The sequence below is a fragment of the Undibacterium sp. Ji49W genome (genome assembly GCF_049340205.1).
Lineage (GTDB): Bacteria > Pseudomonadota > Gammaproteobacteria > Burkholderiales > Burkholderiaceae_D > Undibacterium.
The window spans coordinates 232915-256387 of the sequence record NZ_JBMPOW010000002.1 but is presented as its reverse complement, the minus strand read 5'-3'; the positions used below and the strand labels follow the sequence as shown (position 1 = coordinate 256387).

Below are 23473 nucleotides of genomic sequence, written 5' to 3'. Positions count from 1 at the left end.
TTTAATTCAACCAGGAGCTAAAAATGCAAGTTCAGAAACATGCCAGGATTGCCAATATCCGTAAGCTGAGCAGGTACTTTTTATTTCTTAGTATTTTTGCGATGGCCGTTGTTGCCATCGGGGGCGCCGCCTTTCCTTTTATCATGATGATGGCTCCTTCCGGCGACTTGACGCTGGTTGCCTATCTGGCGAAAGCAGTGACGGTGAATGACGGTTTTTATTCTCTATTACAAAGCGGGATAACAACTGACTTGAAAGTAATTGCCTCAGTAGTAGCTACCCTCTTCTGTGTTTTGCTGGAATTTGTTCTCATCCACATCAATAAATTGCTGACCTGCTTTTACGAGGGCGAAATTTTCAACAGGAATGCCATTTTTCACGCAAGAAGGGCGTTTAATTTGAACCTGATCTTGGTTGCGGGAGGACTCGTAATCGAAATTCTTGCCATTATTCTCAATTACACCCAACCAGGTGCTGGCGGTTCTGGCGATATAGGGCATTTTTTGGGTAGCGTGCTCGATCAACTGACGTGGATAGGCTTCTTCCTGCTATTGCTGTGGTCGCTGGAAATAGGCGTAGACCTCAATGAAGAAGCTGAACTGACCATCTGAGGACGCATATGCCGATTACTGTCAATCTGGATGTGGTGCTGGCCCAGCGCAAGATGCGTTTGAATACGCTGGCTGAGCTGGTCGATATCACGCCACAAAATTTATCCGTGTTAAAAACTGGCAAGGCCAAGGCCATACGCTTTGATACACTGGAAAGAATTTGTCAGGTGCTGGAATGCCAGCCTGGCGATATTCTGGCGTACACCCCTGATGCTGAACATGCAGTCTAAAACTACAGCCGGGATCAGCCAGCGGGTGTAAGCGGAAACTTGCCCACATACCTGGCACGGGGGCGTATCAACTGACCTTCTTCCATCTGTTCCATGGCATGCGCTATCCAGCCTGCCGTGCGGCCCAGGGCAAACAGGATTTGCGCCGCGCCCTGTGGCAGTCCACAGGCAATTTCTACTGCGACCAGTGCATAGTCAATATTCAATGCCTGCCCGGTCAGGTCTTGTGCGGTATCAGCCAGCTCAAACAAGCCGACATGTGTTTTTTTGTCGAGCATGCTCATCAGCAAGCTGCCACGTGGGTCGCCATGCGGGTACAGCGGATGGCCAAAGCCTGGCAGTCGTGGTGAAAAATGATGACTGGCATCATGGATGCGCAGGCGCTGTTGCAGGGATTCCCGCATAGCATGTGGTCCACCTGCCAGTCCAGCACGTACCATGTTGCCGACACGCAGGCTTTCGCCGCCATGTTTCGGGCCGGATAGTGCTGTTAGCCCGGCAACCAGAGCCATGCCCAGACCGGCACCGGCAGACGCGACGCAGCGCACGGTAAAAGTCGATACATTCAATTCATGATCTGCACTGACCACCAAAGCAGCACGCAGCAGGTCAGCCTGGCTGGCATTGGCATCCAGTTGCCAGGCACTTGCCAGCTTGTGGTGAAACGTCTGATAGTCCGGCTTCATGCCCAGCAGTGCGGCGGCCATCAGGTGCATCCACAATTGTGCTTGCTGATGTGGTTGAATGCCGGTAATCTGTTTTACCGTCGTGCCCAGCATGGGCAGCATGCTGATGGCTCTTTCATAGGGCGGCAGAGCCGCGTTCAGGTCCAGCAGTCTGGGCCAGAGTATATCCAGCCCGGGTAAAGGAATAGCCTGCAAATCAGTAGTTTCCTGGCTGTCCCACAAAATCAGGGCGGTTTGTTCCAGCGTATGGGTACGTGCAAGCTCGTCCACGGGCAGGCCACGGTAATACAGTTTGCCGTGGTTGACCTGGGTGATTCTTGATTCCAGCACGGGTACGCCCCAGTCTATGGCCGATTCGGCGGCACTGCCTGCCCGCTTGCTGTCGGTATTGCGGGCCAGCAGACGCAAGACTTCTTCCTTCAGATAACGTTTGGCTTTTTGCCCTTCATGCTGATGCGATTGCAGCAAGCCACGGCTGACATAGGAATACAGCGTGGGCAGGCTGATGCCCAGCAACTGGGCGGCTTCTCTGGCAGAAATGAGATTTTCCACGATAAAAATTTATATTGATTGGCAGAATCAAGATTGACCACAGTGTGATGCAGATCCTAGACTGAACACTTAACTATGTGTACATGCATCAGATTATCTCATTGTGCGCTAATTTGATTTCCAAGTGGAGGAGCATCATGTCGGCAGAAGCACTATTGGCATCCTTGTGGCAAATGGGCGGCGGTGCGCCTGAGGCTTTGCCGCAACTAACATTTGGTGGTGATACTGCGCAATTGCCATCGACGTTTCAGGTAGGCGACGTGGCATCTGCCACGATTGCGGTGCAGGCCCTGATGGCGGCGCAACTGTGGCAGGCGCGTGGTGGTGAAAGACAAAACATCACAGTCGACCGGCGTCATGCGCTGGCCATGTTCAAGAGTGACCGCTATCTCAGTGTGAATGGACATGCAAGTGAAGATCCCTGGAGTAAGATTGCCGGTTATTACCAGGCAGGGGATGGGCGCTGGATACAATTGCATACCAACTTCCCGCATCACAGGGATGGCGTGCTGGCCGTCTTGCAATGTCTTGAAGACCGTGCAGCCGTTGCCAGGGCGATTAGCGGCTGGCAGGCGGCAGAGCTCGAGCAGACACTGGCCCAGGCCAACATGTGCGCCGCCATGATACGTACAGAACAGGAATGGCTGGCCCATCCGCAAGCGCAGGCTATCGCAGATTTACCCTTGTTTGAAGTCAGGCGGGTGGCTGATGGCCCCGTCATTCCCATGCCGCCTGATGGGCGGCGTCCCCTGAGTGGGGTGCGTGTACTTGATTTATCCAGAGTGATTGCCGCCCCGGTCGGTGCGCGCACGCTGGCACAGCATGGGGCCGACGTTTTGGCCATCAGCGCGGCACATCTGCCTAACATCATGCTGCTGGTGATGGATACGGGTCGTGGCAAACGTTCTGCGCAACTTGATCTGCGGCAGACGGAAGGGCGGCAGAACATGCAGCAACTGATCAGCGGCGCCGATGTCTTCATCCAGGCTTATCGTCCCAATTCACTGGCACAGCTTGGGTACTCGGTTGAGGAATTGTGTGCCATGCGGCCTGGCCTGATTCATGTCAGCCTGTCGGCATATGGACATATCGGCCCCTGGGCGCACCGGCGCGGTTTTGACAGTCTGGTACAGTCAGCCAGTGGCATTGCTGATGCGGAAGGGCGGGCAGCAGCCAGCGATGCACCCGGCAAGTTGCCCTTTCAGGCACTTGACCATGCCACCGGTTATTTATTGGCTTATGCGACCATGCTGGCGCTGCAAAAACGTGCTGTCGAAGGCGGTAGCTGGCAAGTCAGGGTCTCGCTGGCACAGACCGGACGCTGGCTGCAACAGATGCCCAGACGTGGCCTGCATGATCACGCCGCTGAACTACGCCCGGAAGAAATCGCCCGCTTTTTACAGGCATCAACGTCAGGATATGGGCAGATGCAGGCTATCGCTCCGGTGGAACAAATGCCTGTCACACCTGCACGCTTCGAACTGCCGGCACCAGTTCTTGGTGAGCATGCACCAGTCTGGTGGTAGCTGTTTTACAGCCCATTCTGCTTTAACCACTGGTCCAGCGAAACGATCAGTTCCGGCGCTTTTTCCAGTGGTGACATGTGGCCGCAGTCTTCGATGATTTGAAGTTCAGCATGGGGTAGGCCGTGCGCCAATTTTTCGGATTCTTCCAGGCTGCGCATCTGGTCATTTCTGCTGGCGACCACCAGCGCGGGGCAGCGTATCAGCGGCAGTTCATGGTGCCCATCACCTCTTTGTATTGCCAACTGACGCAGGAAAACTTCTTTCCCCAACGCCACCGACATGGCATGCAAATGCGCCAGCATGGCGGTGTCGTCCTGGCGCTGCGGGTGCAGGGCGCGACGCAGTGCGGTCATGGTCTGCCCCTTGTAAGGGTAAGCGGCCAGCATGCGGATTTGTTGCTGGTTTCTGCGCAATTCTTCTTCGGTACTGGCGCGCGCCGAGGTATTCAGCAATACCAGACCGGTCGGTTCAGTACCAGCAGCCTGCGTGCTTAAGCGCCAGGCCAGATGGCGTGCCACATAGCCACCCAGCGAAAAGCCGATGACTATCGCGTGCGCGGGTGCCGTTGCCTGTATACGTTGCGCCATGCTTTCTATACTGTCACCCTGATTCAGGTCTGCCAGTTGCACATGGCCGCGCTGTTCCAGTGCCGGCAATACCAATTGCCACAAACTGGCATCGCACATGAAGCCGGGGATCAGCAGGAAGTGCCTGTCCTTATGCATGGGCGTCTGATGTGTGTTGGCAAAAAACTGTCATGCTTATTTTTTCTTCAGGTTTTGCAGCAGGTCGTTGACCTGATCACTGAGGGGGATGCCGTGCTGGCGCAGCAGTTGTATATGCAGCACCAGATTTTCCAGCACCAGTTTGGCAGCGACAGCCAGCAGTGTGACCTGGCGGTCTTCCTGGCTGAAGCTTTCCATGGCATCGGCCATCTCGCATAAATGCGTAGCGGTGATGGCGCGCAAATCATTTTCTTCGAAAGGCAGATCGGCAAAATCGATGGGATCTTCCTGTTCGACTTCTTTCATCAATTCCTGTAATTGCTCTGGAGTGATGGACATGCACATGTTCCCGACGAGTTGAAGGCATGATTATTTTATGCTGAATTTTGCCTGAAGGTAAAACGATTCTGACAGGGGGGGTATCAGCAGGTTTTATTGAGCAACTTATTGGCGAAACTCACTGGCCAAACGGAAAACGCGCAGCTAGCTGGAAGTCGGCACCTTGCTGGTCCTCGGTGAACAGGGCCAGGCCGGTGATGTCAAGTGGTGCATCCAGGTCAAAATGCTTTTGTGCTGCGGTGTGGATGCTGTCGGCCAGTGCGCCTGGTTCCAGTCTGTCGGTCAGCGTCATGTGGAATCGGAATTCTTCTTGCGTGTAAGGGTAGCCCCATTGCATCAGCAAGGCTTGTTGCCGCGGGCTGAGCGGGTGTTGCTGGCGGCGTGCCAGGTCGGCTTCGCTCATGGGGGCGCGAAATTGATCGAAATGCTCAACGCAGGCAAATGCCAGTGCGTTGATCGCGGCTTGATTTTCCGTCGGGCGCAGGGCCAGAAAATTGCCCATCCATTGCACGCCTGGTGCCAGCCCTCTGACTGGTGTCTGTTGTCGGCAAAAGTCTTGCAAGGCCAGATGCAGGGCCGCTTCGGTACAACCTGGTGCCAGACGGAAAGGGGCTTTCAGCGTGGCATGAAAACCGTAACGACGGGCATCGTGGGTCAGCTTATGTTGCAAGTCTGGCTGTATACCTTCGATTGCAGGTTGTGGCAAAGGTTCAGCAGCTTCGGCATCGCGTCCAAGCCACTGGTTACCGGCATGCCACCAGGCAGAGTCGCGATCCGGCGCAAAATATAAGGCGTAACGCGTCATGCCGGCAGCATCAATCGCCTACCTGATCCGTAGGAAAGCGCAGTGAATCCCTGAGCAGAAAGCCTATGGACATATTCATGTTGACATTTTTTGGTGGGATAGGTTTCATGAACCATTTTTCGTAGATGCGGTAAATCTCGCCTTCGTGAATCAGCCTCAGCATCTCATTATCTACGATCTTCTTGAAGCCGGGATCATCCTTGCGCATCATGATGGAATACGGTTCTATCGACAGGGGTTCGCCGACGATGGCAAAGCTTGCCGGGGCCTTGGATTCGGCGCGCAGGCTGTACAGCAAGACATCATCCATGGGGAAGGCATCGGCCTTGCCATCTTCCACCATCTTGAAGGATTCCTGATCGCTATTGCCTTCCACCAGTTTGATGTTGAGGGAAATCGTATCGCTTCTGTCATTCAGCAGCTTGACGGTGGTGGTGCTTTTGGTCGTGACGACGGTGCGGTTACGTAATTGTGACCAGTTCTTGATGCCACTGTCGGTCTTGACCAGCGCACGTACGCTGGAGAAAAAATGCGGTATCGTGAAAGCGACCTTTTTTCGCCGTTCTGCATTGTTGGTGGTGCTGCCACATTCAAGGTCTATCTTGTCTTCCAGCAGGGCGCTGAAACGGGTGGTCGAATCGACAGAATAAAATTGCAGCCGCATGGCTGGCATCTTCAATTCTTTTTTGATGGCATCCGCCACTTTCAGGCACAGATCCACCGAATAACCGAGTGGCTGCTTGTCTGCATCGGTAAAGGAAAAGGGAGCGGTTTCGCGTACACCTATCACCAGGGTTTGGGTCTTACGTATTTTTGCAAGCGTATCCGCGGCCTGGACGTATAGCGGTAACGACAGGCACAGCAAAGTAGTAAGACCAGTCAGCATTTGACGCATCATATTTTCCACCCGTTGTTATGTGACTTGTTGTGTGACTTATTATGTGATCTACATCGTGAGGTAATTCCGTCAATCGACTCTAACAGTCAAGGGGCAAGACAAAGTTTGAATTTCAGGCGTCATGGCAATACAAGATTTCGTTATAAAATCCAAACAATATTGCCCAATTTCAATAAACAGTCCGAAATTTTTTCAGATCTGTCTATGATGGACTGGTTGCTCATTATTGGGATGGTAAGGATGCCCGGGCTTTGTCAGATATCTTGGTGACATGGCAGAATTGATGGTCGCCAGCCAAATCATGATAAGGTGGCGTATGTAATTAATTGCTTTTTATTATCATGAAATTTTCAGAAGCCGGATTGGCAATTCGTAATGCCCGCATCGTTACTGAGGATGCCGTTTTCGACGGATCAATGACAGTCAGTGCTGGCCTGATCGGTGATGTCGGCAGCAGTGGCCTACAGGGTGATGACTGGCAGGGCGATTTTTTGCTGCCGGGGCTGGTCGAGGTGCATACCGACAATCTGGAAAAACACCTGATGCCGCGTCCCAAAGTTGCCTGGCCGGTCATGCCGGCAATTCTGGCGCATGATGCGCAGATTGCCGCCGCCGGCATTACCACGGTACTGGATGCCATATCCGTCGGTGATATAGACCCTGACAGCATACGCATGCAAAGCCTGCTGCCCTGCGTCGAAGGCTTGCGGGTAGCAGCAGATGGTGGTTTTTTGCGCGCCGAACACTTGTTGCATATGCGGCTGGAACTGGCCGAACCCAATCTGCTGTCCATGTTCTCACCTTTTATCCAGGATGAACGATTGAAGCTGGTATCGCTGATGGACCATACACCAGGCCAGCGGCAGTGGACGGACCTGAGCCATTACCGCGTCTATGTGACCGGCAAGCGTGGCTGGAGTGAACAGAAAGTGGATCAGATGCTGGGCCTGTTGCGTGAACGCCAGGAACGCCATGTGGCAGAAAACCGCCAGCAGGTGGTGCAGTTGTGCCAGCAGCAGGCCCATCCTATACCGCTGGCATCGCATGACGATACCACGGCTGAACATGTGCACGAAGGTGTGGCCGAGGGTATCAGTATTTCCGAGTTTCCGACCAGTTTGCTGGCGGCGCAAACGGCGCGGCAGCAGGGGCTGGCTATTGTCATGGGTGCGCCTAACCGCGTACGTGGCGGTTCGCATTCAGGTAATGTATCTGCTTCAGAATTGGCACAGCATGATTTGCTCGATATTCTGTCTTCTGATTACGTACCGGCCAGCCTGTTGCAGGCGGCCTTCATGTTGCAGCAGGATGGGTACAGCCTGCCCAGGGCGGTTGCCACCATCAGCCGGGCACCGGCACAGGCGCTGGATTTATATGACAGGGGCGCTATCGCCCCCGGCCTGCGGGCCGATTTTATCCGCGTGCGCATGTTGCAGGATATTCCAGTTGTTATGGGCGTCTGGCGGGCCGGTCAGCAGATTGCCTGAATGAGAACTTAGGCGTTTTCCATCAACGCCTGAATTGCAGTTAATGCTTCCAGCGCACCCATCGCCAGGCCTACATCCTGGGCAAAAGCGACTTGTGGCTCACGCAGATTGATACGCAATAGCCGGCCACCGTGTTGCAAAAGCACACGGTGACTGAAGTTGCGCACAGTGGGGATGGTGGTGCCAGCGCCCAGCTCTATCACCAGCGGGCGGGAAACCTTGTCCAGCCAGTTTTGCTGCTGCGCGAGTTGTTGCCGCTGGCGCTGGTCATTCCAGTCCCAGTCATCAAACATCAGAATATTCGGTCTGGCCATGCCGCCACAGTGGGGGCAGGTTGGTGCCTTGTTCATCAACTGGCACTGGACGGTATCCACTTCCGGCTGAAAATCATCTGCCTGCCAGATGCTGTCACGACAGGGTAACAGGCACTGTAGATAATGAATTGAACCATGGCATTCATAGACTTTGTCTGCACCCACGCCCGCTGACTGGAAATGTCCATCGACATTGCTGGTGAATACCGATAACCCGTGCGGCATGGTTTGTGCCCATTGCTGCACAATCTGGAAGCCGCTATGGGGCCGGGTTTGCCGGTACATGGCCAGTCTGTGACCATAAAAGCCCCAGGCCTGGCTAGGGCGACGCCGGAAAGCAGACGGACTGGCTATTTCGTGAAATGGAATAGCTTGCTGACCCAGGGCCGGATAGGCCTTCCAGAAGCCTTCGGTACCGCGAAAATCCGGCAGGCCGGAATCGACACCCATGCCTGCACCGGCAGCAATCACCAGTGCATCTGCCTGCGCGATAAGGTCAACGGCCTGGTGAAGTAGGTGAACAGGATGCATGGGCTACTTGTACGATGACTATTACTCTGCTTGGCCGTGCATCTCTATCGTGCATCTTGATTGAGCTAACACAGCTAAATTGTAAGTAAGAGTGAAATTTATCCAATTGACAGTATATCCTGAGGCAAACTATCTTTTATGTACTCATTTTGTAACCAGCCGTGAAATTATGTATGTGCTTTGCCATACGTGCAGAGCGGCAGTGGTTATCTTTGGTACCCTAAATGGGTTCCATAAAAATATAACATTCTGGAGACATCATGCTGCGCAAATCTTCCTTTCTGGCTGGATTACTGGTTTTGCTTTCGCTGTCCGTGCAGGCGCAGGAACCGCCGATACGCATAGGTATCATCGGCCCCTTCACCGGTAAATCCTCTACTGACATGGGGGAAAGCATACGGGGCGGTGCGCAGGTGTTTTTGGCCGATATCAACCAGATAGGCGGCGTCATGGGGCGCCGTATAGAGCTGGTGGAGCGTGATGATCAGGCCAAACCGGATATTGGCGTGGCAATGGCCAAGGAATTGATAGAAAAAGAAAAGGTCGTGGCGGTCGTCGGATTTGCCAATACTGGCGTGGCCCTGCCTTCGTCCAAGGTATTTCAGGAAGCGAAGATACCGCTGATTATCAGCGCAGCGACTGGTGCAGCGGTGACCAAACAATACATGCCACCTGCCGTGCCCAGCAGCTTTATCTTCCGGCTGGCGGCCAGTGACAGTCTGCAACCGGCCGTCATATTGAATGACGTTATTGACAAGCGCAAGCTGACCCAGGTCGCAGTACTGCATGACGACACGCCTTACGGCCAGTTTGGCAAGGATAATCTGCTGGCAGAAATGCAGCGTCGCAAAATAACGCCGGTCGCCATAGAAAGCTTCAAGATCGGGGATCAGGACATGACGGCGCAATTAACGCGGGCCAAACAGGCCGGCGCCCAGATCGTCATTCTGTATTGCCTTAGTTCTGAAGCGGCGATGGTAGCCAATAGTGTCAGCAAGGCCAGGGTGAACCTGCCGCTGGTGGGTTCCTGGACCTTGTCACAGCGTAGCTTTGTCGAGCTGGCAGGCAATAATGCAGAAGGTGCGCGTATGCCGGTCACCTTCATAGAAAATGAAGCCAGTAACCGCAGCAGCAGTTTCGTGGCGAGCTATCTGAAGATCAATAATGTCAAATCCATTCCCTCAGCCGTGGCTGCGGCACAAACCTATGACGCGCTGAGAATATTAACGCTGGCGCTGATGCAGGCAAATGCTACCGACGGCGAAAAAATCAAGGCCGCGCTGGAAGACATGAAATACGATGCCACCTCAACCGTGATCTCGCGCTACAAGAAACCATTTTCAAAAAACGATCATGAGGCCGTTGTTCAGAGTATGATTTTCATCGGCGAAATTCGTAAAGGCCATGTTGGCTATGCCTATCGCGAAGATGCCAACAGCAGCCTGATCGTACGTACCAAATGAGTTTGGTGTCCGCAGATTTCAGGTCAACTGGTGCTCGTGGAAAAAACACCGTAACCGTTCTGTAATTCAATTGCTCATCACTGCAAATTCTGTAGTGCAACTTTTCGCTTTGTGTGGCCCGGTTCAGCACCGGGCTGCTCTGATCCATCGTCAGTAAAACTTAACTAAATTTAACTTCGGCTTAGTTGGCGTTCGGCTATCCTATTGACTTTAAGGCATGCCTCGACATGTCTGGTCGCTTCCTTTTTAGCGTTGCTTGCACGTGCAAGCAGGCGTGTCGCTATGAGGAACATCTTTAGAATAAGGAAGCTTGCTCATGAGCAAAGAAAAAATCCGTCAGGTACTGAAAGATCATGGCAAATTTGCTGCTGATATGGATACCCTGGCTGACGATGCAGATCTGTATGAAGCCGGTATGACTTCGCATGCGAGTGTGAATGTCATGCTGGCGCTGGAAGATGCATTTGATCTGGAATTTCCAGATCGCATGCTTAAGCGCAGCGTGTTTGAAAGTATTGATGCCATACACGCCGCCATTCAAGAATTGACCGCCTGATATGGATACCCTATCACCTCTGCGGCAGGCTGCCAGGTTGGTAGCAAAAGACTATGCAGCACCGCATGCCGATGCAGTGGACCAGCAGGCCCGTTTTCCTGTCGAAGCCATCACCGCACTCAAGCGCGAGAAACTGCTGAGTGCCTATATTCCTGCCGAACTCGGCGGTGGCGGTGTGGGCCTGACAGAGTTGGTGGATATCGTTGAAATTCTGGCGCGTGAATGTGCTGCAACGGCAATGATTTTTGCCATGCATCAGATACAGGTGATCAGCATCGTGCGGCATGCCATGCATAGTGAGTGGTACAGGAATTATCTGCGTGAGCTGGTCGCGCACCAATACCTGATCGCTTCGGTGACGTCGGAGGTCGGTGTCGGTGGTGAAATGCGTCGCAGCAACTGTGCGGTGGACATCAGTGGCGAACGTTTTACCCTGATCAAGGATGCGACTACCATTTCCTACGGCGCGCAGGCCGATGATTTGCTGGTGACGGCCAGACGCAATCCCGGTGCAGCAAACAGTGACCAGTCATTGATACTGGTACGCAAGGCCGATTACACACTGGAACAAAAAGGCGGCTGGGATACCATGGGCATGCGCGGTACCTGTAGCCCGTCTTTCCTCATGAGTTCGACCGGCGATGTGGCGCAGATCATTGACGTGCCCTTTGGCGACATGTCGGCACAGACCGTGGTGCCGGTATCGCATTTATTGTGGGGTGGTTGCTGGATGGGGTGTGCGGCAGCGGCAGTCAACAAGGCCAGGGCCTTTGTCCGTGGCCAGGCCCGCGCCAATCCTGGCACCGTGCCACCGACGGCCTTGCGCCTGGCAGAACTGGTCAGCATGATGCAAAGCCTGCGTGCATCGGTACAGGCCTGCCTGACTGAGTATGAAGCACTGGCAGTCGCAGATGATGCGGCGATCGGTACTTTGACTTCCATGGGTTATTCGCTGAAGATGAATAATCTGAAGATAGATGCGACCCAGGCCCTGCCGCAGATTGTCACCAAGGCCTTGTCCATCTGCGGCATACTCGGCTATAAAAATGACAGTAAATTCAGCATGAGCCGTCATCTGCGCGATGCGCATTCAGCCGCCATCATGGTCGGCAATGACCGCATTCTGGCAACCAATGCCAATTTGCTGCTGGTACTGAAAGACGATTAGGAAAGGTACATATGTCTATCGATTTTTCTCCCGAAGGACTGACTGAAGATCTGGTTGCTGCCGGTCATATTATCCCCGTTGGTGTACAGGGTATTTTTGGTCGCGGGCCAGTATTTGAAGATGTGTTGCGCCGTTTCGATGATTATGTCAGCCGCGTGGCTGTGAATGATGGCGCAGTCAAAATGTCTTTCCCGCCCTGCCTTGATCGCAAGGTGCTGGAACGCAGCGAATACCTGGATTCTTTCCCGCAACTGGCCGGCACCATCTTCAGCTTTACCGGTACCGAAGCGCAACACAAGGAATTGATAGAAAACGTGCATGAAGGCCGCCCCTGGACGCATTTGCAAACCATGACGGCAGTCTGCCTGACACCGGCTGCCTGTTATCCGGTGTATCCCAGTTTTACCGGCACCATCCCTGCTGAAGGGCGTCTGGTGGACATGCAAAACTGGGTATTCAGAAATGAACCATCGCCAGAACCAACCCGCATGCAATCTTTCCGTGTGCGTGAATTCGTGCGTGTAGGCACGCCAGAAATGGTGGTTGCATGGCGTGATATCTGGTTGCAGCGTGGCCTCGATATCTTGAAATCATTGGGCTTGCCAGCGCATTCTGATGTCGCTTCCGACCCGTTCTTTGGCCGTGGTGGCCGCATGCTGGCCGCCAATCAGCGCGAACAGCAATTGAAGTTTGAAGTGCTGGTGCCGGTGATATCTGAAGTCAAGCCGACGGCGGTGTGCTCCTTCAATTATCACCAGGACCATTTCGGCAAGCTGTTTGAGATTTATCAGCAAAACGGTGAACTGGCCCATACCGCCTGCCTGGGCTTTGGCCTGGAGCGTATCGTCATGGCTCTGTTCAAGACCCATGGCATGCAGCCGGAAAACTGGCCGCAGGCTACCCGCAATATATTGTGGTCATGATGTGCTCATGAGCCTGCACGCTTTACCAAAAATTGTTGCCAGCGACTATCAGCCGCATGCCCTGCATGGCGCTGATCGTTCCTGGGCAGAAACCAATTGTTATATCGATGTCTGGATAGAGGTTTTGCATGCGCAAGGCCTGAACCCGCTGGCTTGTCTGCCCATGGTATTTGCCAATGATTTTGATGGTGACCAGTGGACCTTTTACAAACCGCCACATGAAGACCTATTTGCGCTGTATGGCATTGATGTGCAGGAACTGAATGTCTGGCGTGGCTTACTCAGCAATGCGGGTACACAGCTTGGCCGTGGCCGTCTGGTGTTGACAGAAACGGACTCTTTTTACCTGCCGGATACCGCAGGTACTGACTACCGCAGCAATCACGTCAAGACCACCATCGCAATACAGGAGATCGATCTGGAAAACCGCAGGCTCGGCTATTTCCATAACAGCAGCTACCATGAATTGCAGGGCGAGGATTTTGTCGAAACCTTCAGGCTAGACAAACCGCATGATCCTGCTTTCATGCCTCTGTTTGCTGAATTCGTGCGTCTTGATCATGTGCAGCCAAGGACGGATGCAGAACTGGCCGCGATATCCTTGCCGCTTTTGCGCAGATATCTGACCAGACGCCCGCGCAATAATCCTGTCAGCCTGTTCCAGCCAGTGTTTTTGCGTGATGTGGAACAATTGAAAGAAGAAGGCATGGCGGCTTATCATGCGTATGCCTTTGCCTGCCTGCGCCAACTGGGGGCGGGCTTTAGCCTGGGCGCGCATTACCTGCGCTGGTTGCAACAACACCAGCCCCTGCAACTGGATGTGGCAGCGAGCGAATTTGACGCCATATCCGAACTCACCAAAACCCTGTTGCTGAAAACCGCGAGAGCCGTCATGGGCAAAAAAGCCGTGGACCTGAGCCCGTTGCTGGAACAACTGGCGACACACTGGCAACAAGGCATGGATGCGCTGGACCGCAGTCTGGACCGCAGTCTGGCCCGCAGTCTGGCCAAATAATGATCATGCGGATATGAGCATCCAGACACGCATTCCCCTGACAGAAAACTGGCAAGCCATACAGCTTGCCAGTGACAGCCAGGTGTTGCCTTCAGCGTTGTCATCTGTATTGCAGGCAGCTGGCCTGGCTTGTTTGCCAGCGCAGGTGCCGGGCACCATTGCCGCTGCCTTGCGTGCCGCCGGACAGTTTGAATATGGCAAAGACAATTTTGATGCGGTCGATGTCTGGTATTTCTGCGATCTTGATTTGCCTGAGCATGCTGCCTGGTTGCATTTTGAGGGACTGGCAAGCCATGCCGAAGTGTACTGGAACGACAGTTTGATCTTGCGCAGCGACAATATGTTTATTGCCCACAGCTTTGATCTGGCTGCACATACGCTGAGTGGCAAAGGACGTTTGAGTATACGTTTCCTGGCCTTGAATACCCTGTTGGCGCAGCGTCGCCCTCGTCCGCGCTGGAAAACCCGCCTGGTTGAACAGCAGCAATTGCGCTGGTTGCGCACCAGTCTGCTGGGACGCATGCCGGGCTGGTCTCCACCAGTCGCACCGGTAGGACCATATCGGCCGGTCGTGCTGGAATTGCAAACTGCGGTGCAAGTCATCGATCAGCAACTGACCAGCAAGCTCGATGGTGAGGACGGTGTGCTGGAATTGGAATTGACCGTACATAGCCTGCAAGCGATTTCCGCCTGTTTCATCCAGATAGCCGGACAGACAGAAGCCTTGAAATGGCAGAGCCTGGGTGAAAACCGGTATCGCATTCTTGGTCTTTGTCGCATACCGGCGGTCAAAAAATGGTGGCCACATACGCATGGTGATGCGGCATTGTATGCACTCGAGCTACATGTCCAGACTGCCAGCCACATTCAGACCATTGCGCTGGGGCATACCGGGTTCAGGCAGATCAGGGTCGATCAGCGTGATGGTGATTTCCACCTGCATGTGAACGATGTATCAGTGTTCTGTCGTGGTGCCTGCTGGACACCGGCGGACACCATCTCACTGCAAAATGAAGCCACTGAACTGCGGCAAATGCTGAGTCTGGCGCGTGACGCCGGCATGAACATGCTGCGTGTGGTTGGCACCATGGTGTATGAGACAGCGGAGTTTTACCAGTTGTGTGATGAACTGGGCATCCTGGTCTGGCAAGACTGCATGTTTGCGAATATGGACTACCCGGTGAACGATGCGCAATTTGCCGCCAGCATCTCTCTGGAAGTGCAGCAGTTCCTGCAACGCACCCAGGCTTCGCCCTGTATCGCTGTTGTCTGTGGCAATAGCGAAGTGGAACAGCAGGCTGCCATGCTGGGGCAGCCAGCAGAACTGTGGCGCAATGATTTCTTTGCGCAGACCTTGCCGAACCTGTGTCAACAGATACGCCCTGACGTACAGTACTGGCCATCCAGCCCCAGTGGTGGTGTCATGCCTTTCCAGCTGGATAGCGGTGTTGCCCATTATTTTGGTGTCGGTGCCTATTTGCGTCCGCTGGAAGATGCCCGCCGCAGCGGTGTGCGCTTCACATCGGAATGCCTGGGTTTTTCCAATATGCCTGACGATGATTTACTGGATGGCATGTTGAAAAATGGTGAAGCAGTGGGATCACATCCGGCCTGGAAGCTGGGTATCCCCCGCGACAACGGCACAAGCTGGGATTTTGAAGATGTGCGTGATCATTACATGGCCGGCTTGTATAAGGTCAATCCCGCAGGCTTGCGCTATGCGGATCAGCAGCGTTATCTGGCATTGGCACGCACCACTACCGGTGAAGTCATGGCCAGGACTATTGAAGAATGGCGGCGTGCAGGTTCAGGCTGCCACGGCGCCCTGATCTGGTTCTGGCGCGACCTGAGACCAGGCGCGGGTTGGGGCATCATTGACGCGCATGGCAAACCCAAGGCTGCCTATTATTATTTGAAGCGGGCAATGGCAGCACTGACCGTGTTCATGACCGACGAGGGCTTGAACGGTCTGGCACTGCATGTCGTGAATGATATGGCGCAGGCATTTGACGGCGAGCTGGAGCTTGCCCTGTACCGCCATGCGGCAAGCCGTGTCGCGCATGGTCGCATCAGCTTGCAGGTCGCTGCACATGCAGCTATCAGGGTGCAGGATTATGCACTGCTGCCACATTTCATGGATACCACCTATGCCTATCGTTTTGGCCCGGCCGGACATGATGTGGCGGTAGCACAGCTGTATCGTACCGGTGAGGCACAGGTATGTGCCAGTGACTTTCATTTTCCTGCTGGTCATCAGTTTGCCCAGGTGTCTGATCTGGGTTTGCAGGCACATTGCTCACTGATGGATGATGGCAATGCCATCCTGCATCTGAGTACCCAGAAAATGGCGCAGGCGGTGGCGATACAAATACCAGGCTGGCTGCCTGACGACAATTATTTTCATCTGGCACCCGCAAGTGAAAAGCAGGTCATTCTGCGCGCTACGGGTGGCAAACAAATCCAGACCGGGCAAGTGCAGGCACTGAATGCACAGGGCACTATCCGGATACAGATTCCTCAATAGCGGGCGGACTAGATTTGGCAACACAACTGTATCCGAGCAAAGATATTCTGTATTCACCGCAACCAACCTGGTTTGGTGATGAGGCCAGCCCCATGCTGGGCTGGTATCATCCGGCAAAATTGCGCGATGCCGGTGGTAGCCGCCAGTGCGGTGTGGTGTTGTGCCCGCCGTTTGGTCATGAGTACATGGTGTCATATCTGGCTTACAAACACCTGGCCAATCAGCTTGCCAGAGCTGGATTTGATGTCTTCTTTTTCGATTACGGTAATACGGGTGATGCTGCCGATGTTGATGGTGCCCCGGACAGAATCAGCCAGTGGCAAGAAAATATTCGCCAGGCTGCGGCGCAATTGCGGCAAATGGCGGGGGTGCAGTATATCGCGCTGTTTGGTCTGCGCCTGGGCGGCTTGCTGGCGGCCAGCGTGGCGCAGGACATTGATGCAAGGGCCATGCTTTTGATGGCCCCCGTGATTTCTGGCCGTGCTTATGCGCGTGAAATGCTGGTCTTGCGCAATATGAGTGGCCTGGCCGCCGATGCCGATCCGCATCCGCAACATGATTTACAACATGATCCAGCGCATACCGTCACCGATGATGAGCTGACCGGCTATGAATTCAGCGCCACCACCCGCACTAGCCTGGGTAAGCTGGATCTGTTGAAGATGCCGGTGCCTGCCATGCCCGTGTTTATCCAGACGCGTGATGACATCAGTGGTCAGGAAGCCAAACTGGCGAATGCCTGGCATCACCATGACCATGCCCTGTATTTATCCGATGTGCCCGGCTATGCCGCGATGATGACGGAAGACGCCCATGACACCGTGGTGCCGATGGCGATATGGGAATCCATGCAAAGCTGGCTGGCTCGCTACTTCCCCCTGGTCAGTATTGACAGTAGTGCTTATCCACCTACCCGCGATGTTGCTGACATAGGATTTAATGACCATGTCATTACAGAAGAATTGCTGGAATTTGAAGGCATGTTCGGCATCGTCAGCCATCAGGCCGGGGCTGACCCCAAGGCTTTGCCAACCGTGATTTTGTGTAATATCGGCGCTAATCATCATGTCGGCAATCATCGTCTGTATGTGACGCTGGCACGTACTCTGGCCAGCCATGGTTTTCACGTACTGCGCTTTGACAAGTCTGGCATAGGCTATAGCAAAATGACGCCGGATGACAGGGAAAACGATGTGCATGCAGCTTCGGGCGTCGATGACGTCAGCAGCGCCATGTATTTCATGCAGGGCAAATACCACAGCCCATCATTTGTGCTGGCTGGCCTGTGTTCGGGCGCTTACCTGTCGTATATGGCTGCATTGAATGACGAGCGGGTCAGTGGCCTGGTGCTGATGAACCAGCTCACCTATCGCTGGCAGGAAGGCGATACCATTGATGCGCGCCGTAAAAACACCATCAAGTCCAGCCACTATTACCTGCATGCGATAGCCAAAGCCGATACCTGGAAACGGGTATGTAAAGGGCAGGTAGATTTACGCCAGATCATGGGTAATATGTTACGCCGCATAGGCAAACGCCTGCGTACAAAGTGGCAGTTGCTGGTGGTGAATCTGATGCACAATAATTTCTTCCTGGGGCGGGTTGCACGCAATTTCCGGAATATGGAAGCGCGCGGCACCGAACTCTTACTGATCTATGATGCCAGCGATACGGCCGTGGATGTCATGACAGAACAGCTGGGCCGGCATGCCAGCCTGCTGGGGCGCAGTGAGCGCATACGTCTGGAAATATTCAACGGGGCAGATCACACCTTCACGCCGCGCTGGGCGCAGGGCGCGCTGGCCGATTTAATCAGCAAGCATCTGAGCAAGCGGTTTAACGCTGCCGTTGCAGACGCGGCAAAATAAAGCGCCAGACGACGATCAGTTCAAAAACCTCGACCACGATCAGGGCCAGGATAGCGCCGGGTGCCCCCATTCTGGGAATGCTGAAGGCGGTGATCAGCAAGACCAGTCCCAGCGTGACACTGCCGAGAAAAAACATTTCCTTGTAAGCGCCACCACTGGATAGCCACGAAGTGCCGACCCAGCGTGCGGCATTGATGGCGAAATAGCCACCCCACATCATGACCATGGGGTCCAGCCCGCTGTATTTTGCGCTGATGACATGCCCTTCCAGCCACGGCAGTGCCGTCAGCAACAAGGCAACGTAAGCGACTACCACCAGTTCTATACCGGCAATCGAAAACAGGGTCAGCCGGCGCAAGCCGCGCCAGTTGTTTTCTGCCATCAGGCGACTGGCTTCCGGGCGTGCCACGCGTGACCAGGCCGCGACAGCCAGCGGGATGGGCATCAGCATCAGGCGCGAAGCATTCAGATCTGCAATCGCAGCAACACCCAGCCAGGCTCCAGACAGGTAGACATAGCTGTAATTCGATAACCAGCCAACGATGCCGCCTGATACCGCCCAGCGCCCGTGCCCACGTATGGTTTCATGGTGGGCAGCCATGGCTTGCTGGATTTCTTCTTTGGCGTGGGCTTCGGCATCGCTCGACGTATGCGTCAGGAAATGCTGGCGACTTGCCAGCGTACACAGAAACGATGAACCCGCCAGCAAGCCAAATACCGTGATCAGATCAAAATGGTGGCTAAAATACAGCGCAGCAAGGCCACCGGCAACCAGGCTTACATACAATACGTCCTGCCTCAGTACAGAGATAATGTCCGACTGGATAAAGCCGACCGTACGTCCATATTCACGTATACCGTTGCCAAACAGGTAGGCGGCAAAAGCGAGGGCCAGTAACCAGCTCTTGTTGCTGTAGTGGGTTGCTGCCGGAAAGAATTCGACGATGACAAAGGCAATCACACCCATCATCAGTGTCCAGCTGACTTGCCGGTACCAGTAGTGGCGCAACAGGGATTTGCGCGTGTCGCCGTGGACGGCAGAGGCGACCGTGGTCAATGGCCCGGCGATCCAGGAATCCACGATCAGACCTACCAGCAAACCACCGGCGTACAATTGACCATACAGGCCGTAGTCGTCTTTTGTCACCAGATTCATGAGCAAAATGCCAATGACAAAATTCAGGGCGCTGAGCATACCCTGATCGATGACCGATAAAATGGAAGAAGACAGAAATTTTTTATAAAAGCTCATGGGCTTGCACTGGGGGCGCGTTGGCTTATTATGCGGATTGGATGGTCAGAACTCATAACATGGGTTTTAAAAAGCCATCATAAGCCTACTATATTTTTCAGCAGAACCTTACCATCAGGCTCTGTTGTTATACAAAGTGTTTCATTCTTTTACAATGGCTTTACCTTATTTTTCGATGAATTATGAACAAAATAACCACCAATGACCGCGCGCTGGTTCTGTTTAGCGGCGGCCAGGATTCTGCCACATGCCTGGCCTGGGCACTATCGCATTATGCGCATGTGGAAACCATAGGCTTTGATTATGGCCAGCGACACGCCATAGAACTGACAGTGCGTCCCACGCTGATAGAAAAGATGCGTCGCTTTTCACCTGAATGGCAACATCGCCTGGGTGATGATCACATGATAGACCTGGGCTTGATCTCGCAACTGTCGCACACGGCCATGACAGAAGACATCGCCATAGAAATGCAGGAAAACGGCTTGCCGAATACCTTTGTGCCGGGCCGTAACCTGATGTTCATGCTAACCGCTGCCACCCTGGCTTACCGGCGCGGCCTGAATGTGCTGGTCGGCGGCATGTGCGAGACTGATTTTTCGGGCTACCCAGATTGCCGTGACGATACCATGAAGGCCTTGCAGGTCGCGCTCAACCTCGGCATGAATACCCGTCTTAAACTGGAAACCCCACTGATGTGGATCAACAAGGCCCAGACCTGGCAACTGGCAGAGCAACTCGGTGGCACCGCCCTGGTCGATCTGATACGTGAAGATACGCATACCTGTTACCTGGGGCAGCGTGGTGACATGCACCCCTGGGGACATGGTTGTGGCACCTGCCCGGCCTGTGCTTTGCGCGCACGCGGCTATGAAAAGTACCGTGCAGGCGAGTTTGACATGGGTAAGAATTGATTTTCTTTAGTAAAAATGGATTTGTAAGCCTGAAGTTAGCCAGTGGGCCTACAATGAAGCTATTGATTCAATGAATGAACCCCCATGCTGATAGCCATCCTGACTGACCTGCACGCCAATCGTGAAGCCGTAGAGGCTTGCCTTGCGCATGCCCGGCAGCTAAAGGCTGGTCGTTATGCCTTCCTGGGCGATCTGGTTGGCTACGGTGCCGACCCGGTCTGGGTGCTTGATACCGTCATGGACTATGTGCGGCAGGGCGGCTGGGCGCTGATAGGCAATCATGATGCTGCCCTGTTGCCAGGCGACAAGCAAGGCATGAATCCAACTGCGCGCAAGGTGGTGGACTGGACGAAGGAGCAATTACGCCCTGATCAGATGGAATTCATCGCCCATTTGCCTTACCGTATTGAATGGGAAGATATCCTGTTCGTGCATGCCAATGCCTGGGCACCGGAAAAGTGGGAATATATCGATGGCGTCATGGAGGCTACCCGCAGCATGCATGCGACCAGGGCCAGCATCACTTTTTGCGGGCATGTCCACATGCCTACGCTGTTTCACCTTAGCCTTACCGGCAAGACCGGTGAATTTTTGCCGACGCCGGAAGAGGGCATCCCACTGAGCAAACAGCGGCGCTGGCTGGTGATTCCCGGTTCTGCCGGGCAGCCACGCGATGGCAATCCTGCCGCCTGTTATGCGACCTTTGACACCGATACGCAGGAACTGACGTATTACCGCATTCCCTATGATGCGGAAACAGCCTGCCAGAAAATCATCAGTGCCGGTTTGCCGCCTGCGCTTGGCCATCGGCTGATCAACGGCAATTAGGACGCACAGGGCCAGCATGCATATCATCCGCAAACAAGAGCAGGCACGATGAGTCCAGGCAGTCCACACGCCTTGCAGGCCGGTATGGAGTTTGACGGCTATCGTCTCGAAGAAAAACTGCACACCGGCGGCATGGCCGCATTGTGGCGTGTCAGCGATCTGCGCGACCGGCATCCGGCAACGCTGGATACCGATCAGCCATTTCCGTTGATCATGAAGGTGCCCCTGCTGTATTCCAGTGAAGACCCGACTGCGATTGTCGCCTTTGAAGTCGAGCAGATGATCATGCCCAAGCTCAAGGGGCCGCATGTGCCGCGCTATTTTGCGGCAGGTGATTTTGATGCCCAGCCGTATATTGTCATGGAACAGATTGCCGGTACCTCTTTACGCAGCCGTTTCGAACAGGCTCCCTTGCCAGTCGACGAAGTGGTGGATATCGGCATCAGGGTTGCCCATGCCCTGCAAGACCTGCACAGGCAGCATGTGATCCATCTTGATATCAAACCCAGCAACATCATGTTCCGCCCGGATGGTACTGCCGTGCTGATCGACTTTGGCCTGTCACGCCATGATCGCCTGCCAGATTTGCTGGATGAAGAATTCCGCCTGCCGCTCGGCACCGGCCCGTATATCTCGCCCGAGCAAGTTGTAGGGATACGCAATGAGCCGCGCAGTGATTTGTTTTCGCTGGGTGTGTTGCTGTATCACCTGGCAACCGGGGAAAGGCCCTTTGGTCATCCGACCTCGGTCGCCGGCTTGAAAAAACGTTTGTATCGTGATCCCATTCCACCACGCAGCCATAGGCCAGATCTGCCCTTGTGGTTGCAGGAAGTGATCTTGCGCTGTCTGGAAGTGGAGGCGCAGAACCGTTTTGATACGGCGGCCCAACTGGCTTTTTTATTGCAGCATCCAGACCAGATACAACTGACAGGCCGCGCAGAAAAGCAAAGCCAGGATGGGTATCTGTCGGTGTTGAAACGACGTTTTCAGGTGGCCGGTGCCGAGCCTTTGCCCACCCACAGCGTGTCGGAACAATTGGCCAAGGCCCCGATTATTGTGGTGGCACTGGATTTGAATCGCGGTTCGGAAGCATTGGCAGAAAGCCTGCGCAGTATCACCCGTCGCATGTTACAGACCGAGCCGGGCGCGCGCCTGGCTTGCCTGACGATACGCAAGACCAGCCGCATAGGGATGGACGACAGCCTGATACAGCAGGGTGAAAACATCCATGTGAAACAGCTGGTGGACCTGAAGCACTGGGCCCGGCCACTGAATCTGAACCCCGATAAAATCACCTTCCATGTACTGGAAGCACCAGACCCGGCGGCTGCCATTGTGGATTATGCACACAGTAATCGGGTCGACCATGTCATCATCGGTTCACGCGGCAGTTCGGCCTTGCGCCGCTATCTGGGCAGTGTATCGGCACAGGTGGTGGCCGAAGCTGAATGCACGGTCACCGTCGTCAAGGCGCAAGACAAATGAAATGCTGATGTGAGGCTTAGTTCTTCTTTACGCTTTCCAGAACCTGATCGACAAAATCACCGTCAGCATCGCTGAACTTCAAACGTACCGGATACCATTCCATGCCAGGTGCCAGCCATAATTCAAGCTGCTGGTCTTTGGAGTCAGCCGGTGGAGCCTTGGTGACGTGGATGACAGCCAGTTCGCCCATCGGGGTCTTGATGGTGGCCGGGCCTATGACCTTGAAGGTCCATGGGTCGGCATCACGCCTGCCTGCAACGAACATTTTCCATTCCGTGCCAGCCTTGAAATTATCCCCTGCTGCGCGGGCGATAGAGATCAACTGCCAACTGGCGCTGGTGCGGTCCTGCTCGCCACCTTTGAGGGTATAAGTTTCAGTGGACGCAGTAAAACGCAGGGTCTTGCTGTCACGCTCAAAGCTGGTCGTGGTAGCGGGTTTGCCAAAGCGTTTTTCGACAAATTTATCCGGTGCCAGGCCGTAGTCGTCGATTGCACCCTGGCTGCTGGCATCGAGTATCTTGCCAACCAGCATGGCGCGGGTTTCAGTCACGATACTGTATTTCTGGTCAGCGTACTGCCATTTGACCGATGCCGAACCGCTGAGTGACAGGCCACTCTGGCGCGCCTTGATGCTGTATTGCAGTTCTGCCGGTGGCGGCAGTTTATAGGCATGTTTTACCGCCGCTTCATTACTTTGTGTGCTCTGGGCAGCATTGCTCAGGCTGGCTGTTGCCAGCAACAGAATGCTTATCAGGAGGGAGATTGCACGCATG

The 23473-nt window shown here is 54.3% G+C and carries 22 protein-coding genes; 14 read left to right on the top strand and 8 right to left on the bottom strand.

What is annotated here, in order from left to right; translation table 11 throughout:
* Window positions 1-23: 23 nt before the first annotated feature.
* Both ACO0LK_RS03610 and ACO0LK_RS03605 read left to right on the top strand, forming a co-directional pair.
* Window positions 24-611: a hypothetical protein gene (locus tag ACO0LK_RS03610; RefSeq protein ID WP_422972252.1), complete on the top strand. Its 588-nt coding sequence runs from the start codon at window positions 24-26 to the stop codon at window positions 609-611.
* Between the two features lie 8 nt (window positions 612-619).
* Entirely contained in the window at window positions 620-841 is a 222-nt protein-coding gene (locus ACO0LK_RS03605; RefSeq protein ID WP_422972250.1) for a helix-turn-helix domain-containing protein, read from the top strand.
* 14 nt (window positions 842-855) lie between these two features.
* On the opposite strand, the gene ACO0LK_RS03600 is transcribed toward ACO0LK_RS03605, so the two are convergent.
* Window positions 856-2079 carry a citrate synthase family protein gene (locus ACO0LK_RS03600; protein WP_422972248.1) on the bottom strand — a complete coding sequence of 408 codons (1224 nt, stop codon included), beginning with the start codon at window positions 2077-2079 and terminating at the stop codon, window positions 856-858.
* A gap of 137 nt (window positions 2080-2216) precedes the next feature.
* Between ACO0LK_RS03600 and ACO0LK_RS03595 the strand changes: the two genes are divergently transcribed.
* Entirely contained in the window at window positions 2217-3605 is a 1389-nt protein-coding gene (locus tag ACO0LK_RS03595) for a CoA transferase (RefSeq protein WP_422972246.1), read from the top strand.
* Between the two features lie 5 nt (window positions 3606-3610).
* On the opposite strand, the gene ACO0LK_RS03590 is transcribed toward ACO0LK_RS03595, so the two are convergent.
* From ACO0LK_RS03590 to ACO0LK_RS03575, 4 genes are all read right to left on the bottom strand, one after another.
* Window positions 3611-4330, bottom strand: coding sequence for an alpha/beta fold hydrolase (locus tag ACO0LK_RS03590; RefSeq protein WP_422972244.1), 720 nt, complete (start codon window positions 4328-4330; stop codon window positions 3611-3613).
* Between the two features lie 36 nt (window positions 4331-4366).
* Complete coding sequence (locus ACO0LK_RS03585) at window positions 4367-4669, bottom strand: hypothetical protein (RefSeq protein ID WP_186947832.1); 303 nt, start codon at window positions 4667-4669, stop codon at window positions 4367-4369.
* Window positions 4670-4787: 118 nt separating this feature from the next.
* A complete protein-coding gene (locus ACO0LK_RS03580) occupies window positions 4788-5474 on the bottom strand; it encodes a DUF1045 domain-containing protein (RefSeq protein WP_422972242.1) in 687 nt (228 codons plus the stop codon).
* Window positions 5475-5484: 10 nt separating this feature from the next.
* Window positions 5485-6372 carry an amino acid ABC transporter substrate-binding protein gene (locus ACO0LK_RS03575; protein WP_422972240.1) on the bottom strand — a complete coding sequence of 296 codons (888 nt, stop codon included), beginning with the start codon at window positions 6370-6372 and terminating at the stop codon, window positions 5485-5487.
* A 341-nt stretch (window positions 6373-6713) separates the two neighbouring features.
* Between ACO0LK_RS03575 and ACO0LK_RS03570 the strand changes: the two genes are divergently transcribed.
* The gene (locus ACO0LK_RS03570; protein WP_422972238.1) at window positions 6714-7859 is read left to right on the top strand and encodes an alpha-D-ribose 1-methylphosphonate 5-triphosphate diphosphatase; all 1146 of its coding nucleotides are present in this window, start codon (window positions 6714-6716) and stop codon (window positions 7857-7859) included.
* A gap of 8 nt (window positions 7860-7867) precedes the next feature.
* Here ACO0LK_RS03570 and ACO0LK_RS03565 read toward each other — a convergent pair whose 3' ends face one another.
* Window positions 7868-8704 (bottom strand): SIR2 family NAD-dependent protein deacylase, encoded by an 837-nt coding sequence (locus ACO0LK_RS03565; protein WP_422972236.1) that lies wholly within the window; start codon window positions 8702-8704, stop codon window positions 7868-7870.
* 260 nt (window positions 8705-8964) lie between these two features.
* On the opposite strand from ACO0LK_RS03565, the gene ACO0LK_RS03560 reads away from it, so the two are divergent.
* The 7 genes from ACO0LK_RS03560 (at window position 8965) to ACO0LK_RS03530 (ending at window position 18221) form a co-directional block, all read left to right on the top strand.
* Complete coding sequence (locus tag ACO0LK_RS03560; protein WP_422972234.1) at window positions 8965-10167, top strand: ABC transporter substrate-binding protein; 1203 nt, start codon at window positions 8965-8967, stop codon at window positions 10165-10167.
* 316 nt (window positions 10168-10483) lie between these two features.
* Complete coding sequence (locus ACO0LK_RS03555) at window positions 10484-10723, top strand: acyl carrier protein (protein ID WP_422972232.1); 240 nt, start codon at window positions 10484-10486, stop codon at window positions 10721-10723.
* A gap of 1 nt (window position 10724) precedes the next feature.
* Window positions 10725-11891, top strand: a complete 1167-nt coding sequence (locus ACO0LK_RS03550; protein ID WP_422972230.1) for an acyl-CoA dehydrogenase family protein — start codon at window positions 10725-10727, stop codon at window positions 11889-11891.
* 11 nt (window positions 11892-11902) lie between these two features.
* Complete coding sequence (locus tag ACO0LK_RS03545; protein WP_422972228.1) at window positions 11903-12814, top strand: amino acid--[acyl-carrier-protein] ligase; 912 nt, start codon at window positions 11903-11905, stop codon at window positions 12812-12814.
* Window positions 12815-12821: 7 nt separating this feature from the next.
* Window positions 12822-13829 (top strand): DUF1839 family protein, encoded by a 1008-nt coding sequence (locus tag ACO0LK_RS03540; protein ID WP_422972226.1) that lies wholly within the window; start codon window positions 12822-12824, stop codon window positions 13827-13829.
* 13 nt (window positions 13830-13842) lie between these two features.
* Window positions 13843-16353 carry a glycosyl hydrolase 2 galactose-binding domain-containing protein gene (locus ACO0LK_RS03535; protein WP_422972224.1) on the top strand — a complete coding sequence of 837 codons (2511 nt, stop codon included), beginning with the start codon at window positions 13843-13845 and terminating at the stop codon, window positions 16351-16353.
* 14 nt (window positions 16354-16367) lie between these two features.
* The gene (locus tag ACO0LK_RS03530) at window positions 16368-18221 is read left to right on the top strand and encodes an alpha/beta fold hydrolase (protein ID WP_422972222.1); all 1854 of its coding nucleotides are present in this window, start codon (window positions 16368-16370) and stop codon (window positions 18219-18221) included.
* On the opposite strand, the gene ACO0LK_RS03525 is transcribed toward ACO0LK_RS03530, so the two are convergent.
* A complete protein-coding gene (locus ACO0LK_RS03525) occupies window positions 18190-19473 on the bottom strand; it encodes a lipopolysaccharide biosynthesis protein (RefSeq protein WP_422972220.1) in 1284 nt (427 codons plus the stop codon). The genes ACO0LK_RS03530 and ACO0LK_RS03525 overlap by 32 nt on opposite strands.
* 182 nt (window positions 19474-19655) lie before the next feature.
* Between ACO0LK_RS03525 and queC the strand changes: the two genes are divergently transcribed.
* The 3 genes from queC to ACO0LK_RS03510 all read left to right on the top strand — a co-directional run bounded on the left by queC (window position 19656) and on the right by ACO0LK_RS03510 (window position 22700).
* Complete coding sequence (gene queC, locus ACO0LK_RS03520; RefSeq protein WP_422972218.1) at window positions 19656-20387, top strand: 7-cyano-7-deazaguanine synthase QueC; 732 nt, start codon at window positions 19656-19658, stop codon at window positions 20385-20387.
* 84 nt (window positions 20388-20471) lie between these two features.
* The gene (locus ACO0LK_RS03515; RefSeq protein WP_422972216.1) at window positions 20472-21215 is read left to right on the top strand and encodes a metallophosphoesterase family protein; all 744 of its coding nucleotides are present in this window, start codon (window positions 20472-20474) and stop codon (window positions 21213-21215) included.
* Window positions 21216-21263: 48 nt separating this feature from the next.
* Window positions 21264-22700, top strand: coding sequence for a protein kinase domain-containing protein (locus ACO0LK_RS03510; protein WP_422972214.1), 1437 nt, complete (start codon window positions 21264-21266; stop codon window positions 22698-22700).
* A gap of 16 nt (window positions 22701-22716) precedes the next feature.
* On the opposite strand, the gene ACO0LK_RS03505 is transcribed toward ACO0LK_RS03510, so the two are convergent.
* The gene (locus tag ACO0LK_RS03505) at window positions 22717-23472 is read right to left on the bottom strand and encodes a DUF3108 domain-containing protein (protein ID WP_422972212.1); all 756 of its coding nucleotides are present in this window, start codon (window positions 23470-23472) and stop codon (window positions 22717-22719) included.
* Window position 23473 lies beyond the last annotated feature (1 nt).